Origin of the sequence: Nitrosomonas sp. (assembly GCF_019752415.1) — a bacterium.
Classification (GTDB): Bacteria; Pseudomonadota; Gammaproteobacteria; order Burkholderiales; family Nitrosomonadaceae; genus Nitrosomonas.
Window position 1 is genome coordinate 1 of sequence record NZ_JAIEME010000073.1, and the last position, 15,422, is coordinate 15,422.

Genomic DNA, 15,422 nt, shown 5'->3' on the forward strand with positions numbered 1-15,422 from the left:
ATTACCTGATGGCGGAACCGATGACACGATCCATATTATCACTGGCACGAATCCAGGCGATATTCCTGCTTCCGCCGTGCGTATAGTGGGTAGAGCTCAGTACTTCGATCCTGACAGTGTGCAAATTATTGTCGATGGCTTTGGCACCATTCATCTCAACAGTCAGCTACTTGACCCTAAAGTCGAGTGGTTACAAATTGGCGACAGTGACCCAATTCGTCTCACCGGTGGATTACCCATGACTGGCAGCGCGGTTAGTGAAGCTATCAAAGGAACTAAATTTAACGATACCATCAACGGCAAAGGCGGCAACGATAATCTAATAGGCCGTTTAGGCAATGACACCTATATTATCGATAATGCGGGCGTCGTCATTACTGAAAACCTGAATGAAGGCACGGATACCGTCAAAAGCAGCATCAGCTTGACTTTACCCCTCAATGTAGAAAATCTCACATTGACGGGTGTATTGGCTATCAATGGAGCTGGTAATGATCTCAATAACAAATTAACTGGCAATTCAGCAGCCAATCAACTGAATGGGGGTATTGGTAACGACACGCTTGATGGCAAAGCAGGTGCTGACAACATGATCGGTGGCCTTGGTAATGATAATTATATTGTTGATAACGCCGGTGATATCGTTACTGAAAATCTCAATGAAGGCACAGACAAAATCAGTAGCAGCATCACCCGCACCTTGCCTGCTAATGTGGAGAACCTAACGCTGACAGGGGTTTCGGCAGTCAATGGTAACGGCAATGGATTGGCCAATAGTTTGATTGGAAATTCAGCAGCTAATCAACTGAACGGCGGCGGGAATAATGATACTCTCGATGGAGGCACAGGCAATAACACGCTCACCGGCGGCGGCGGTCAAGACACATTCAAATTTACTAGCGCGGGCCACATTGACGCAATCACCGATTTTGTTGTGGTGGATGACACAATTCAATTAGAAAATGCTGTATTCGCCGCTTTGACAACTACTGGCTCATTGGCTGCGGGTCAGTTTAGAATCGGTACTTTGGCTTCGGATGCTAATGATTTCATCATCTACAACAACGTTACGGGAGCGTTGCTTTATGACGCCGATGCCAATGGCGCTGGTTTGGCAACACAAATCGCTACGGTTGGGGTTGGTTTAGCCATGACGAATGCAGATTTCGTAGTGATCTAAAATATGATGCAATAACATAAGGAACCTCTGAATAACTGTCATTTCGAGCATAGCGAGAAATCTGTTTTATTGATTGTCAAAGTTTCCTCACTACATTCGGAATAACAAAGATGGGTTATTCAGAGACTCCATGAAAATCACCCCTGATATACGAAAGTGATGAAACCACGTTGTGACGATTATTTCTCTGCGCGCGATGGCAGCCGTCTATGCTCGGTTTTAGGGTGCTGAGTCAACTGACAAGCGCGGCGGAAAACCAGCAATGCTCGCTGTGCATACCCCAAAACCGTATCCGGTGAGTACCCCATTGACCGGCTTTGTTCGGTAAGTCCCGCCGGGCAGCCAGTGAGCAATTCCAGACCCTGTGTCACATGTTCCATCGTATAAATTGCAAACAAGCCTTTCTCAACGGCTTCGATAATTTTGTGATCCAGTACCAGATGCTGCCGGTTATGATGCGGAATCAGCACACCTTGTTCACCGTTTAAACCCATTTTTTCACACAGCTTGAAATACCCTTCAATTTTGTCGTTAATCCCGCCCACCGGCAGCACCTCACCGTATTGATTCAGCGCACCGGTCACCGCAATACTTTGTTTCAGCGGCGCTTCGGCCAACGATGACAGCAAGACAAAAAACTCAGCGCAGGAAGCGGAATCCCCCTCGATGTTGGAGTACTCCTGCTCAAAAACTATCGACGCACTGAGTGCAATCGGCGCAATATGCGTAAAGAGTCCGGTCAGGTAGTTTTGCAATATGAACATGCCCTTATCGTGGATCGGTCCGGACATGTCCACTTCACGGGCAATATTCAGTATCCCGTCTTCCCCGGCAAAAGTGCGTGCAGTGACCCGCACCGGCGTGCCAAAGCGATGATCGCCCAAATCGATCTGCGTCAATGCGTTGAGTTGCCCTACTTCCGCGCCGTGTAATGCAATGGCGATTTCACCTTCGATAATGGATTCCTGCAAGCGCAAATCCGGATAATTATGGCGGAGTGTGCGCGCTTGCAGCGCTGCGGAAATATCCGTAACTTCCACGATACGCCCGTGACGGGCACTGCATAAGGCAGCACTCTCCAGCACCAGCATTTCGGTGCGCGCAAAAATTGCGCTTTGGCGTTTTTGATCCTCCACTTCCCGATGCGATTCTTCCAGTAACCGCGCGACTGCGGCGGCAGAAAAATGCGGTAACTTTGCCGCTTCGCAGGCGTGCGCGACAAAAACAGACGATGCCTGGTAAGTTTCCGCGCTGGCGATGAAGCTTCCGGAAAAATCCACTTTCACACGGAAGCGCCGCATGAATTCAGGATCAATTTCCTCCAATTCATAATATTCATCCCGTGACCCGATCAAGACGATCTTGACATTCACGTCCACCGCTTCCGGTTCGAGCGATACGGGCGTATTGGCGGTTAGTGCGGAGCCGGGTTCTTCAATTTGCAACCGTTTGCTGCGCAAGAATCGCCGTAGCTTTACCCATAACTGGCCATCCGTCAATAAATCATCCAGGTGCAACATGAGAAACCCGCCATGCGCCTTTAATAAACTACCGGCGCGAATGCGCATGAAATTGGTTTTTAGTTTGCCGTTCTCAAACTGATAATCGATACTGCCAAATAATGCATACGCTGAAGGGTTATCTTCAATAATGACCGGCGCGCCATGCAAATCCGCATTATCTACGACGAGATTGATTTGATAGCGCGAGAAAATCTGATGCAATTGTGTTTCCCGCTTCTCTTCATCGGCGTTATCCGTTTCAAACAGAGCCAGATTATCGAGAATATCCGATTCCATCTGTTCAAAATAAATACTCAATCGCTCCTGTTTCTGTAATTCATTTTGGATTTTCTGCAATGCAAGATTCAACAAAGGTTGCACGCTGTGACGCTGGAGTGCAGCCAACGTCACATTCTTCTCTTTCTCAGCGCGATGGAATTCTTCAAAATACAGCACAATCGCTTCATGTAACGTTTGCTCGGCCTGTTCGATTTCAGACCTTAGTGCCTTGGGCAGCTTTAATAAATTTTCTGCCGTAAGAATTTCGCCCTTTTCATCCAGCAAAGTAAAAACAATTTGCTCGTCTTCGCGGTGAATGGTGAAATGCAGTGATTCCGCAATCTTGTCCAGCTTGGCATACGCTTGCGTCGCTTCCGTTTTGAATTTCTTCTCAGTGTGATCACTTTTGAGCTTGAAGTCTTGCCCGCTCAAGCATTGCGCGATTTCCGCCGGCAGCGATTTTGCCAATTGCAGCAACGATTGGCGAAGCACCCGCCCTTGCCCGGCAGGCAAGTACAAAGCCAACGGCTTCTCAGGCGCGATAAAATTATACAGGTAGCACAAATCCGCTGGCGTTGGCTGGTCAGCCGCTGCATCAATCATCGCTTGATGCAGCAAGGAAGTGCGTCCCGATCCCGCCTCCCCCAGCACAAACAAATGATAATCCGGTTGCATCATGCCAAGACCAAAACGCGCAGCCACTTCCGCCCGCTCCTGTCCGATCCAGGATAACGGCCGTTGCAGTAATTCCGAAGTATCTGAAAACCCCAGAGAATCCGGGTCGATGGTGATGCGTAATTGGGAAGAATCTAAAGATTGGGTCGACATGTTTGGGTTCGTAACCATAAAGCGAGAGCTCTCGCGAATTGCCGGTATTGTACCTATTTAGCGGCGTTCGCGTCATTGAGTAATCCAATCAGTCAGGTATCGGTTATCTAGGATCACTGTATTTTGTGGAATTTAATGCGTTTGAGGTCCTCATTTAGATTTAAGAATACAGAATTATTTGTAGGAATTACCGTAAAGTTTTAAGTAATTTATCCGAAAAGGTCATGACATTTGTACTATAACCTTGAAGCCAGCATTTCACTACTCAAAGTACTCGGTTTTATAAATTTGTAATTTTAAGGGTAATGATGAATCGGATATTAATTTGTAACAGTCAGCGGAATGAACTGGATTCCATCCAGGCAGTACTCAACAACTATACTTTACATTTAATGGCCTCTTGGGATAACAAACCAGTCAATCTCGACGGGATTGATGCCATCATCCTGGACGTAAATTTTACGCAGTCGCAAGGACTCGATTTTCTGATGGAGGTTTGCAGCAAAGCCTATATCCCCGTCCTGCTTATTACCCCTCCCGATGACCCTGTATGCGCCATTAAGGCCCGCCGAATCGGCGCATTCAATTATTGTGTCAAAACCGGTAAGCTAAATTCTGTGTTAGAAATGGCCGTGCGCGAAATGCTCTTTGCTTTTAGTGACCAGCAAGAATTGAATCGCACGATCATGGCTCAAAAAGCATATATTGCGGAGTTGGAAGCACAACTCAAAACAAAATCCGGTGAAGAAGCTGAAGTGCGTTCAACTGACAAAGCACTTCCAACCAATCAACAGAAACGTGCGTCCATGTTGCAGGAAATTGCCAAACGTTTGAACAATGGAGAAATTAATCTGCCGAGTTTCCCCAGCATCAGTCTTGAAATGGATCGGCTGATCCAAAGAGATGCCGGGATCGAAGAAATCGCAATTTTACTCAGAAACGATATGGTGATCAGTGCCAAACTGATCAGCGTAGCCAATTCTCCACGCTATGGAGGATTGCGGCAAAGCACCACGGTCGACCAAGCGATCAATGTTCTGGGTCTGAATACAACTAAGGAATACGTCGATATCATCGCGAATCGCGCTTTATATATGGCTCGCAACCCGAATTACCAGGATGTCTTGAAAGATCTGTGGAAACATGGTGTAGCGTGCGCACATGCTTCTTACCGGATCGCACAACTTGCAGAGCTCTCCAAACCCAGTGAAGTGTTCTTCATGGGATTGATGCACGATATCGGCAAGCTCTTTCTGCTGCAGGTCATCTCGGAACTGCAAGTCCGGGAAGTCATCGATCCGGCTACTTCCAAAGACACAATGGATGCTTTCTTGGAAAAGCATCACGGTCAATTTGGACGCAAGCTCCTGGAAGTCTGGAAGTTACCGCCTGAAATTACGATAGTCGCACAATTTCACGAAGCCCCCGACCAAGCAACATCTGTTACACGAGAATTGCTTGCCGTATCGTTAGGGAATCTGCTGGCAAAATGCGCCGGGTATGGCATTTATAACGAGAAACGTGACGATCCGCTGTTGGAAAGTACGGCCAAATCCATTGGACTCGATATAACCCATATCCAGAAAGTGCTTAACGAATTGACCGTTTTTATGGAAGAAACCGGATTGAGCTTTGATTGACCCGGGATTTTTCATAAAGAATCTATCAGAATAGCAAAAGATAGCTCGGCTGCATCATGCCAAGACCAAATCGGACAACCACTTCCACCCGCTTATGCCCGATCCAGAATAATGGACGTTGCAGTAATCCCGAAGTATCCGAAAATCCCAGATCATCTGGGTTAATGGTCGTGCGAAATTGAGAAGATTCTAATGATAGGGGCGTCATTTTGGTCGATAGCAATAAGATGATGAAATTACGGCAATTGTTTGTATTCTACCCATTTGAGACTACTGCGTCATGAAGTACCCCACCGCGAACAGTGGGGTACTAACTACGCTCTTCAATCTGTTGCTTCTCAACCTGCTTTCGCCTTAAGGGATGGGAAATTAAACCCAGAAGGATTAAGTATGATGTTTACAACACTAACTTCCAATCACTCCTCCATCATCTTTCGTAATAACTATTACCGAAGAACGTGGCTTAGATACGGATGATCCAGTAAACGTAGTTGGACCGTTATACCCGTTATCTGGCCAAGTAGAATTGTCGGTGAAGTCGATTTTCCAGTCTTCCCCCGGATGCTGGATACCTACAAACATTGTCTTGCTATCAGGAGTAGTGATAACGCCAGTTACCTCACAATGGGGAGGACTGGTGAGGAAACGCTTAGTCTCGCCAGTGGATGGATCAGCACACATCATCACATTACCACCGATGTTCACCCAATCGCCGCTGGCATCGCCGACCTGGTCAGTTTGAATCCACAGGCGACCATCCCTGTCGAACCACAGGCCATCGGGTGCACCATAATCATCGCCATTGATGTTGCCCATATAACCATCGTGACCGGCAGGATTGTAGCTGCTGCCCAAGCTCTTGGCAGTAACTTTGTCACCGCATTGGACAAATATATCCCATTTGAAGGTGGTGGCTGTCACTAATCTTTTGTCTTCTTGCCAACGGATGATCTGACCAAAATCATTGTCCGGGCGCGGATTGGCAGCGTCCACGGATGGATTGGAACTACCTGCGTTTGTGGTGCCGTCTACATTATTGCTTGAAGCCGGAGTATTGCCGCGGCGACTGTTGTTGGTAAGTGTCATGTACATATCCCCGGTCAACGGATGTACTGCTCCCCACTCGGGGCGATCCATCATCGTAGCTCCCAAACGATCGGCTGCTTGGCGGGTTTTAATGAGCACTTCGCCTTGATCGGCAAAACCATTTTCCTGTGTCAATCCATTTTGACCCCATACCAGAGGTAACCATTGACCGCTCCCATCCGCATTAAATTTAGCCACATACAGTGTCCCATGATTCAGCATGTGGCGATTTTTAACGGGATTTTTGCGATCTAGCTTCCAGCGGCATACGAATTTATAGATATATTCATTGCGTTCATCATCACCCATGTAGAAAGCAATCTGATCATGCTTGTCGATGACCACTTGTGCGCCTTCGTGTTTCATTCGACCCATGGCCGTACGTTTAATCGGGGTACTCTGCGGATCCCATGGATCAATCTCCACGACCCAACCGAAGCGATTGGCTTCATTAGGGTGCAAATCAGCACGGAAACGCTCGTCAACTTCGTGCCAGCGATAACCGAAACCCCCTTTTACCACGCCATATCGAGCCTGGTTCTGAAGAATTTTAAGTTTACGATCCGGATCCGACTCCCCAGCCACATCGCTAGTCTCATTGGAAAAATAACCATTCCAGTTTTCTTCGCAAGTTAGATAGGTACCCCAAGGTGTATAACCGTGTGCGCAATTATTGAGTGTGCCCAATACTCGAAAACCAGCAGGATTGGCAGTGGTTTTCATCAAATCGTGTCCGGCGGCAGGGCCGCTGATTTTGCATAGTGTATTACCCGTGATGCGGCGATTTAGAAGTGAGTGCCGATTGACTTGCCATTGCTGGTTTTTCTTATCAACCGTAACAATATTGATACCATGCGCAACCTGCTGAGCCCGTACCATGTCGAGCGTAATCGCGGTCGTGGCGTAGTTAGCTGCGGGAGTGATGTTGTTCACCAGCGGAGGATCGCAATATTCGCTGTTAGTGACCAAAAGACCGCGTTTATTGCCAAATGGCCCAGGAAATGGAAAGTAGTGCATGCCGTCAGTGTGTGCACCGTAGCAGTGAAGCTGGGTTGCTTCATCCATGGCTCCAACAGTATCCCAATGTGGTTCAGCGGTCAAGGAATCTCCCCAGGATACCAAGACCTTAGCTGAATACCCCACTGGCACAGTGACTCCATCAGTCATGGGTGAAATATTAGCACTTATAGGTATGAAGCCAATTGTCCCTATTGGATTTTGTGCTGCTTCGGCATAATTCAATAATCCATCAACAACCGAACTACTCATTACTGTCAAAGCAGTAACACCTGCTGTGGCGCTCACCGATGATTTAAGGAAATTGCGCCGTGTAAGTTTGCGTTGTTCGATTATTTCCAAAATGCTGCTGTTTCCACTGTCATTGGTACTATCGTCGCTAGGATTAAGTTTACCGTCGGGGTGAAGTTTGCTGCTCATAATTTCCTCCTTATTGGTTTAAAAGCATTTTTGACTCTAGCGTCAACTATAGCTTCAATAAATGACATTCTTATAACTATAAGATTAAATACTTATGACAAATTGATTACCATGATCAGCAATAATAAAAAATGCCCCATTTTGCAGCTGCTTGAATAAATTTACTCCGCGCGCTCTGCACCTATCCCCGCGGCAAGACCGCGGGGAATCGCAAGTTCAATCAAGAACATTGACAGAAAAATATATTTCTAATATATTGGAAATATGAGAATGAGTATTGCTATTAAAGCTTTGGGTGCCCTAGCCCACGAAACCCGTCTCACGATATTCCGGACGCTGGTTCAAGTTGGAGAACCGGGACTGCCGGCGGGTCAACTTGCCAAGGAATTGAACATTCCTAATGCAACGCTATCTTTTCATCTGAAAGAATTGACGTATGCAGAGCTGGTGATTGCCCGGCAGGAAAGTCGCTTTATTTATTACTCGGCAAATTTTGAAACCATGAATGGGCTATTAGGTTATCTCACTGAGAATTGTTGTGCCGGTATCCCTTGCAGTCCCGTTGAAGTTTGCTGTGATGAAAAAAATAATAGCTAAAATATATTTCCTATTTATACAGCCAAGGAGGCAACATTATAAAACGTTTTCATATACATATCTCCGTCTTCAATTTGCAAGATAACATCCATTTTATTCCGCGTTATTCGGCACCGAATATAAATTTCGCGATATCGGCCCGAGGAGCAAAACCGGGTTTGGATCATGTAGGAAACCAAGTTGATTCGGAAGAAGCGTTAAACGCGATGAATCAACGGTTGGCGGAAGCCGATTTGCCTGCTGCGGAACAAAAGAGCGCGCAATGCTGTTATGCCGCATCGAATAAATACTGGACTGTTGATCCGCAAAGCATCGCCTGGGAAGCGTTTCATTCGCTGTCAGCAATTCCGGTATTTGGCCAGGATACGGCCATCCCGGCCAAAACCGAGTCCTGCTGCGCGGCGTGATCATGAATGTACTATTTCTTTGTACCGGAAATTCCTGCCGCTCTATCCTTGCGGAAGCTACTTTCAATCACCTTGCACCCGCAGGCTGGCATGCAATGAGCGCGGGCAGCAAACCAACCGGCCAAGTTCATCCGCGTTCGCTCGCATTGCTTGAACGTGAAGGTATCCCAACCGAGGGATTTTTCAGTAAGTCATGGGACAACTTACCCGCGACCCCGGATATCGTGATCACTGTTTGCGGTAACGCGGCCGGTGAAACTTGCCCGGCATATCTTGGCCCTGCGCTGCGTACGCATTGGGGTGTCGATGATCCAGCCAAAGCCGCCGGAACCGAAGAAGAGATCAATGCGGCATTCACACAGGCTTATCGTACCTTGCGCGAGGGTATCGAGACTTTATTAGCCCTGCCATTAGACGATTTGCGCCAGGATCCCTCCGCGCTCAAGGCGAAATTGGATTACATCAGTATTTTGAAATTTAAACAGCCGCATACAAAGTGATAACCACAGACCAAGACAAGATAGCAATGAGCCCATATTGATATGTTGATTGCCCTACTCATTTTCATTTTTACGCTCGTGCTGGTTATCTGGCAGCCGCGCGGTCTCGGTATCGGTTGGAGCGCTCTGCTTGGCGCTACCGCAGCATTGCTTCTTGGCGTAGTGCAGCTCAGTGACATTCCGGTGGTGTGGCATATTGTCTGGAATGCAACAGCAGCTTTCATTGCCATCATTATTATCAGCCTAGTGCTCGACGAAGCGGGATTCTTTGAGTGGGCAGCATTGCATGTGGCGCGCTGGGGGCGCGGCAATGGGTATTTATTATTTGCCTATATTGTATTACTCGGTGCGGGGGTTGCAGCACTGTTCGCCAACGATGGCGCAGCTTGATTCTAACCCCAATCGTGATGGCGATGTTATTGGCGCTCGGATTTAGTCCGGCTGCTACGCTCGCCTTCGTTATGGCAGCGGGTTTTATTGCCGATACTGCCGGCTTGCCGCTTGTGGTATCTAATTTGGTGAACATTGTCTCGGTTGATTATTTCAAGATCGGCTTTACCGAGTATGCCTCGGTGATGATTCCGGTCAATTTCGCTTCAGTAGCAGGAAGTTTAGGCGTACTTTTCCTTTATTTTCGCCGCAGTATTCCGGCTAGCTATGATGTCAATCAACTGAAAGCACCCAATGAAGCAATACGCGATCGAGCAACATTCCGTGCTGGCTGGGTAGTGTTGGCATTGCTGCTGATCGGCTTCTTTGGTCTCGAATCTTTGGGTGTGCCCATCAGTCTTGTGGCTGCCGCCGGCTCGCTAATACTGCTCGCGGTGGCAGCGCACGGTCATGTGATTAACACGCGTAAGGTAATACGCGAAGCGCCGTGGCAAATCGTTATTTTTTCACTGGGAATGTATTTAGTGGTGTATGGTTTGCGTAATGAAGGCTTAACCGGGTACATTACCAGCCTGCTTGATGTATTCGCCAGTTATGGCGTGTGGGGTGCAACGCTCGGCACTGGTTTTTTGGCCGCCTTCTTATCGTCCATCATGAACAATATGCCCACGGTGCTGATCGGCGCGTTGTCGATCGACGCAACCAGTGCGACTGGTGTGGTAAAGGAAGCCATGATTTACGCCAACGTGATCGGTTGTGATCTGGGGCCGAAAATCACTCCGATTGGCAGCCTGGCAACTTTGTTGTGGTTGCATGTATTGGCGCGGAAAAATACGGTTATCACATGGGGATATTATTTCCAGGTGGGGATTGTGTTGACTGTGCCAGCATTGCTTGTCACACTGGCCACCCTCGCTATGTGGCTGAGCATTCAATGAGGTTATCATTGCATGAATCACAACATAACCGCGAATGCCTGAAAGCAGAATTGAATTGAATTGAATTGTATCGCAACCTTGTTAGTTTAACTTTATAGGAGAATCAAAATGGCAACTATCCATGTATTTGACCCTGCTTCATGCTGTAGCTCAGGCGTTTGCGGTTCCGACGTAGACCAAGAATTGGTCGGTTTTTCCGCTGATGTCGATTGGGTCAAGCAGCACGATGTCGCAATCGAGCGTTTTAATCTGGCGCAGCAACCCATGGCTTTTGCGGACAATTCCACGGTGAAAGGATTCCTGGAACGCTCCGGTGCTGAAGCGCTGCCATTAATACTGGTAGACGGAGAAGTGGCCTTGGCAGGCCGTTATCCGCAACGTAGCGAACTCGCGCGCTGGGCGGGGATTCCTTTGCAGGAAGAAGTCGAAGAATCGAGTTGTTGCGGCGGCTGTTGCTAAGGAAATTCTGAATAACCCCTCTTTGTCATTCCGAACACAGTGAGGAATCTTTACGAATCAACACCATAGATTTCTCGCTATGCTCGAAATGACAAAATTACCATTCGTCCTGAGCCTGTCGAAGGATTTAATTAGCAGGCCGTTGAAAAATGTTTTCGAGGTAGCCGATGCAAGGCAAAACAGGCGAAAAAGCGCAGTTTATGCTTAATAAATGAGCATTTTGAATATGTTTTTAACACCGCAGCGGCAACGCAGATAGTTTTTCAACGGCCTGTTAGAGCTTCCTTAAAGTAATCTCGGTCCCATCCTATGACCAAACTCAAATTTCTCAATCAGCCGCCGCGCTTCCTGTTTTTTACCGGCAAAGGCGGCGTCGGCAAAACGTCATTGGCTTGCGCTACGGCGATTACGTTGGCCGATGCCGGTCAACGGGTATTATTGGTCAGTACCGATCCGGCATCTAACGTTGGCCAGGTATTCGGTATCACGATTGGGAATCAGGTTACGGCGATTACCGCAGTCCCCCGTTTAGCCGCCATGGAAATAGACCCGCAAGCAGCGGCTCAAGCTTACCGCGACCGCATTGTCGGTCCGGTTCGCGGTGTGCTGCCGGATGCAGTAGTCAAAGGTATCGAAGAGCAATTATCCGGTGCGTGCACGACCGAGATAGCCGCCTTCGATGAATTTACCGCGCTTTTGACCGATTCGGTGCTGACTGCGGACTACGATCATATTATCTTCGACACCGCGCCGACCGGCCACACCATTCGGCTGCTGCAATTGCCCGGCGCGTGGAGTGATTTTCTTGCGGAAGGCAAAGGCGATGCCTCTTGTCTTGGCCCATTAGCTGGTCTGGAAAAACAGCGTGCTCAGTACAAAGCAGCAGTAGATGCTCTCGCTGACTCGGAGCGTAGCCGATTGATATTGGTGGCTCGTGCGCAACAAGCCACGTTACGCGAGGTAGCGCGGACGCATGAAGAATTAACGGTTATCGGCTTGACGAAACAATTTCTGGTGATCAATGGCATGCTGCCGCAAGCCGAAACGTCACGAGATCCTTTAGCTGCTGCAATCTTCCAGCGCGAACAAGATGCTCTGGCGGCCATGCCGGAAGTTCTCAACCAATTGCCTTGCGACCGCATTGTACTTAAATCATTCAACCTGGTCGGATTGACTGCGTTACGGAAATTACTGATTGATGCTTTGCCTGACGAAGGCAGCAAAGAAATTACGCATACTGCAATCCCATTCCCCAGTTTATCCAGTTTGACTGATGAAATTGCCAAAGACGGATGCGGTTTAATCATGCTCATGGGCAAAGGCGGTGTTGGTAAAACCACACTGGCTGCTGCTATTGCTGTGAACCTCGCGCATCGTGGCTTGCCAGTACATCTGACCACTTCTGACCCGGCAGCGCATTTAAGCGAAACGCTCAATGGGGCGATGGCTAATCTGGCGGTAGACCGGATTGATCCGCATGTGGAAACCGAGCGTTACCGTCAGCATGTCCTGGAATCCAAGGGCGCACATCTGGATGCCAAAGGCCGAGCCTTGCTGGAAGAAGACTTACGTTCGCCTTGCACCGAAGAAATTGCGGTATTTCAGGCATTCTCACGAATAATCCGCGAAGCGGGTAAGAAATTTGTCGTGATGGACACCGCACCGACCGGTCACACCTTATTATTATTGGATGCTACCGGTGCTTATCACCGCGAGGTCACCAAACAAATGGACCCTTCCATCGTGCACTACTCCACGCCGATGATGCAACTGCAAAACCCCAAGCAAACCAAAATACTGCTAGTCACATTGGCTGAAACTACGCCAGTACTAGAAGCCGCTAACTTACAAGTTGATTTGCGCCGTGCTGGTATTGAGCCGTGGGCGTGGATCATTAATAACAGCGTTGCTGCAACAACTGTCCTCTCACCCTTATTGTGCCAGCGCGCTACTAACGAGCTAGCAGAAATCGAAACAGTTTCGTCTATTCACGCACAACGCTATGCCGTCGTGCCTTTGCTTAAAGAAGAACCAGTTGGCGTACGGAAGTTATTGGAATTGTCCGGAAGCAACCAATAACCGGGCATGTATCTGCAAACGGGGCAGGTCAATGTGGATTCTAGAATAGTAGCACTCATAAGGAACTCCTTTCGATGGTAGCGGCCGATGCTTCGTTGAACAAGCGACGCGGTAGCCACCACAGGTAGAACACCATCCCGAACAACTCGACCAGCGACTGGAATACGATGACTACCACGGTGGTCTCCCAGCCTGTCGGCAAGGCAAGCGCGAATGGTAACACGACGAAGGAATTGCGCGTGCCGAGACTAAAGGCCAGCGTGCGTCCGGCATCCATCGGCAATCGCAGCACCCGAGTAAGCAGGCGCGCAATCAGCGCTGCAACCAGTAAAAAACCCACGAATACCGGCAGAACCTTCAGCAACATCGGTGCGGCGTCGCGTACCGTCCCCACCTGCGCACCAGCGATCAGGAGCACGACCACCGCCAACAGTGGCACAGGCCACCAGCCCAGTCGTGTCCGCAAAACCGCTCGTTCGGGTCTGGCCTCGACCCAGCGCTCGGTCAGTGCGGCTGCCACCAAAGGCACACCGATCAAGGCGAGCGCAGCAGGCAACATCTCTTCCATACGCAGCGCAGCACCAAAATCGGCTGCCGGCAGCATCAACCACAGATAAATCGGCAACATCAGCAGTTGCACTACAAGGTTGAGCGGTGTGACTGCGATCGCCCGGGCCGTGTTGCCTTGCCCAAGCTGGGTGAAGGTGATGAACCAGTCAGTACAGGGAACCAGCAACACCAGCAGCACGCCGAGGTGCAGGGCCGGATCGTCGGGCAGCCACTTCAGCGCTAACCAGGCCACTAATGGAATCAGCACGAAGTTGCCAACCAAGATAGCGAATACGAAACGCCGGTCACGGAAGGCGTGACGAGTATGCAGCAGCGGCACTTGCACGAAGGTGGTGTAAAGCAGCACCGCCAAAATCGGCCACAGCAAGGCCTCGAAGCGAGGTGCAAGCGAGGGCTGGGCGTTGCCAAGCACTAGCCCTCCGACAATTGCTGCAAGATAAATCCAAACTTGGTGGCGTTCGAGGGTCAGACGATCCATAAGTCACGCATCCACAGGAGTACAAACGTACCGGCCAGCAAGAACATGGTGGCGAGCGCAAATGCAATCTCGGGAGAGACCAGCCGTCCACATCCCATCGACCTTGGTGTAACTGAACCAGCACTTCGCGATGAACGAGGAAAAGTTAGAGCCTGGAATCAAGACTCCCCAGTCATGCCGAACTCAATCGGTGTTTTGACATAAAACACATTAATACTTTCTTGCTTCAAATGCGCGAACATGCGTTCTGCTTCCTGCTCATCCACGGCCATCGTCACTTCGATAGGCTGATCCGTCAGTTCAAAGAAATGCGCGGAATGCAGCTTACGGTCGTGTCCAAATCCTTCGGTGGCAACAATCAACGTTGCGCCGCCAATACTGAGTTTCCGGGCTTCTTGCACCAACCATTCGCCTAGCGGCATGTGATCGTGCTTGCGATCTTGCTGGGTGAAGAAAGTCAGTTGATAGCCAATCATAATCTTCTCCTTAGAATCAAATGGTTCTGACCGCTGAAACTGTCGCTAATCCCAGCATCGTCATCACCAAAAAACCTATCACATGAGCACTAATTGCGCCGGTGGCCCAAAGTATACGCTCCTCTTGAATCAGCACCGTGACTTCTGCAGAGAAAGTGGAAAAACGTGGTTAACCCACCCAGAAAACCGGTAATTACAAGCAAGCGCCACTCGGGTGCAAAGCCAGGATGTTGGGCAAATATAGCGAGCGCCACGCCTATCAGGTAACAGCCAATGAGATTCGCTGCGAGTATACCAAGCGAAATGGCCGGAAACAGTGCATTGAGCGACATTCCTCGCAGCCATCTCAACACGGCACCCAGGGATGCACCAAAACAAATAGCTAATATAGAATTAAAAATAAACTTGCCCTTGTTATTTAGAATTTCCAAGAGATATGCGGAAAAGAAACACGCTGAATCCTTGAAATCAGCCTAATGCATATAATGTTACTATTATTTATCACTGCTGTCCCGTTAACGAGCAAGTACTGCGGCCCGATTCAGGCCTAATTGGTATAATAAGTTTTCGCATAAC

General features: G+C 48.9%; 12 protein-coding genes and 2 pseudogenes. 8 read left to right on the top strand and 6 right to left on the bottom strand.

Features of this window, described 5'->3' with window-relative positions:
* A partial coding sequence (locus K2P83_RS11580) for a calcium-binding protein (RefSeq protein ID WP_292929345.1) occupies window positions 1–1,180 on the top strand: 1,180 nt, incomplete at its 5' end.
* A gap of 179 nt (window positions 1,181–1,359) precedes the next feature.
* On the opposite strand, the gene K2P83_RS11585 is transcribed toward K2P83_RS11580, so the two are convergent.
* Window positions 1,360–3,789: an ATP-binding protein gene (locus K2P83_RS11585; protein ID WP_292929347.1), complete on the bottom strand. Its 2,430-nt coding sequence runs from the start codon at window positions 3,787–3,789 to the stop codon at window positions 1,360–1,362.
* Window positions 3,790–4,094: 305 nt separating this feature from the next.
* On the opposite strand from K2P83_RS11585, the gene K2P83_RS11590 reads away from it, so the two are divergent.
* Window positions 4,095–5,429, top strand: a complete 1,335-nt coding sequence (locus K2P83_RS11590) for an HDOD domain-containing protein (RefSeq protein WP_292929349.1) — start codon at window positions 4,095–4,097, stop codon at window positions 5,427–5,429.
* Window positions 5,430–5,454: 25 nt separating this feature from the next.
* On the opposite strand, the gene K2P83_RS11595 is transcribed toward K2P83_RS11590, so the two are convergent.
* Window positions 5,455–5,637, bottom strand: a complete 183-nt coding sequence (locus K2P83_RS11595) for a hypothetical protein (RefSeq protein WP_292929351.1) — start codon at window positions 5,635–5,637, stop codon at window positions 5,455–5,457.
* A gap of 197 nt (window positions 5,638–5,834) precedes the next feature.
* A complete protein-coding gene (locus tag K2P83_RS11600) occupies window positions 5,835–7,952 on the bottom strand; it encodes a PhoX family phosphatase (RefSeq protein ID WP_292929353.1) in 2,118 nt (705 codons plus the stop codon).
* Between the two features lie 264 nt (window positions 7,953–8,216).
* On the opposite strand from K2P83_RS11600, the gene K2P83_RS11605 reads away from it, so the two are divergent.
* The 6 genes and pseudogenes from K2P83_RS11605 to arsA all read left to right on the top strand — a co-directional run bounded on the left by K2P83_RS11605 (window position 8,217) and on the right by arsA (window position 13,322).
* Window positions 8,217–8,549 (top strand): metalloregulator ArsR/SmtB family transcription factor, encoded by a 333-nt coding sequence (locus K2P83_RS11605; RefSeq protein ID WP_292929355.1) that lies wholly within the window; start codon window positions 8,217–8,219, stop codon window positions 8,547–8,549.
* A gap of 158 nt (window positions 8,550–8,707) precedes the next feature.
* Complete coding sequence (locus K2P83_RS11610; protein ID WP_292929357.1) at window positions 8,708–8,956, top strand: hypothetical protein; 249 nt, start codon at window positions 8,708–8,710, stop codon at window positions 8,954–8,956.
* Between the two features lie 2 nt (window positions 8,957–8,958).
* On the top strand, window positions 8,959–9,456 hold the full coding sequence (locus tag K2P83_RS11615; RefSeq protein WP_292929359.1) for an arsenate reductase ArsC: 498 nt from the start codon (window positions 8,959–8,961) through the stop codon (window positions 9,454–9,456).
* A gap of 42 nt (window positions 9,457–9,498) precedes the next feature.
* Window positions 9,499–10,784, top strand: a pseudogene (locus tag K2P83_RS11620) (arsenic transporter).
* Window positions 10,785–10,892: 108 nt separating this feature from the next.
* Window positions 10,893–11,243: an arsenite efflux transporter metallochaperone ArsD gene (arsD, locus tag K2P83_RS11625; RefSeq protein WP_292929361.1), complete on the top strand. Its 351-nt coding sequence runs from the start codon at window positions 10,893–10,895 to the stop codon at window positions 11,241–11,243.
* 309 nt (window positions 11,244–11,552) lie between these two features.
* Window positions 11,553–13,322, top strand: coding sequence for an arsenical pump-driving ATPase (arsA, locus tag K2P83_RS11630; RefSeq protein WP_292929363.1), 1,770 nt, complete (start codon window positions 11,553–11,555; stop codon window positions 13,320–13,322).
* 55 nt (window positions 13,323–13,377) lie between these two features.
* On the opposite strand, the gene K2P83_RS11635 is transcribed toward arsA, so the two are convergent.
* The 3 genes and pseudogenes from K2P83_RS11635 to crcB form a co-directional block, all read right to left on the bottom strand.
* The gene (locus K2P83_RS11635; protein ID WP_292929365.1) at window positions 13,378–14,370 is read right to left on the bottom strand and encodes an arsenic resistance protein; all 993 of its coding nucleotides are present in this window, start codon (window positions 14,368–14,370) and stop codon (window positions 13,378–13,380) included.
* A gap of 158 nt (window positions 14,371–14,528) precedes the next feature.
* Window positions 14,529–14,846: a DUF190 domain-containing protein gene (locus K2P83_RS11640; protein ID WP_292929367.1), complete on the bottom strand. Its 318-nt coding sequence runs from the start codon at window positions 14,844–14,846 to the stop codon at window positions 14,529–14,531.
* Window positions 14,847–14,862: 16 nt separating this feature from the next.
* Window positions 14,863–15,247, bottom strand: a pseudogene (gene crcB / locus K2P83_RS11645) (fluoride efflux transporter CrcB).
* Window positions 15,248–15,422 lie beyond the last annotated feature (175 nt).

Coding starts and splice junctions, on each gene's coding strand:
- K2P83_RS11585 (WP_292929347.1), bottom strand. CDS start 3,789: ATGTCGACCCAATCTTTAGATTCTTCCCAATTACGCATCACCATCGAC.
- K2P83_RS11590 (WP_292929349.1), top strand. CDS start 4,095: ATGATGAATCGGATATTAATTTGTAACAGTCAGCGGAATGAACTGGAT.
- K2P83_RS11595 (WP_292929351.1), bottom strand. CDS start 5,637: ATGACGCCCCTATCATTAGAATCTTCTCAATTTCGCACGACCATTAAC.
- K2P83_RS11600 (WP_292929353.1), bottom strand. CDS start 7,952: ATGAGCAGCAAACTTCACCCCGACGGTAAACTTAATCCTAGCGACGAT.
- K2P83_RS11605 (WP_292929355.1), top strand. CDS start 8,217: ATGAGAATGAGTATTGCTATTAAAGCTTTGGGTGCCCTAGCCCACGAA.
- K2P83_RS11615 (WP_292929359.1), top strand. CDS start 8,959: ATGAATGTACTATTTCTTTGTACCGGAAATTCCTGCCGCTCTATCCTT.
- arsD (WP_292929361.1), top strand. CDS start 10,893: ATGGCAACTATCCATGTATTTGACCCTGCTTCATGCTGTAGCTCAGGC.
- arsA (WP_292929363.1), top strand. CDS start 11,553: ATGACCAAACTCAAATTTCTCAATCAGCCGCCGCGCTTCCTGTTTTTT.
- K2P83_RS11635 (WP_292929365.1), bottom strand. CDS start 14,370: ATGGATCGTCTGACCCTCGAACGCCACCAAGTTTGGATTTATCTTGCA.
- K2P83_RS11640 (WP_292929367.1), bottom strand. CDS start 14,846: ATGATTGGCTATCAACTGACTTTCTTCACCCAGCAAGATCGCAAGCAC.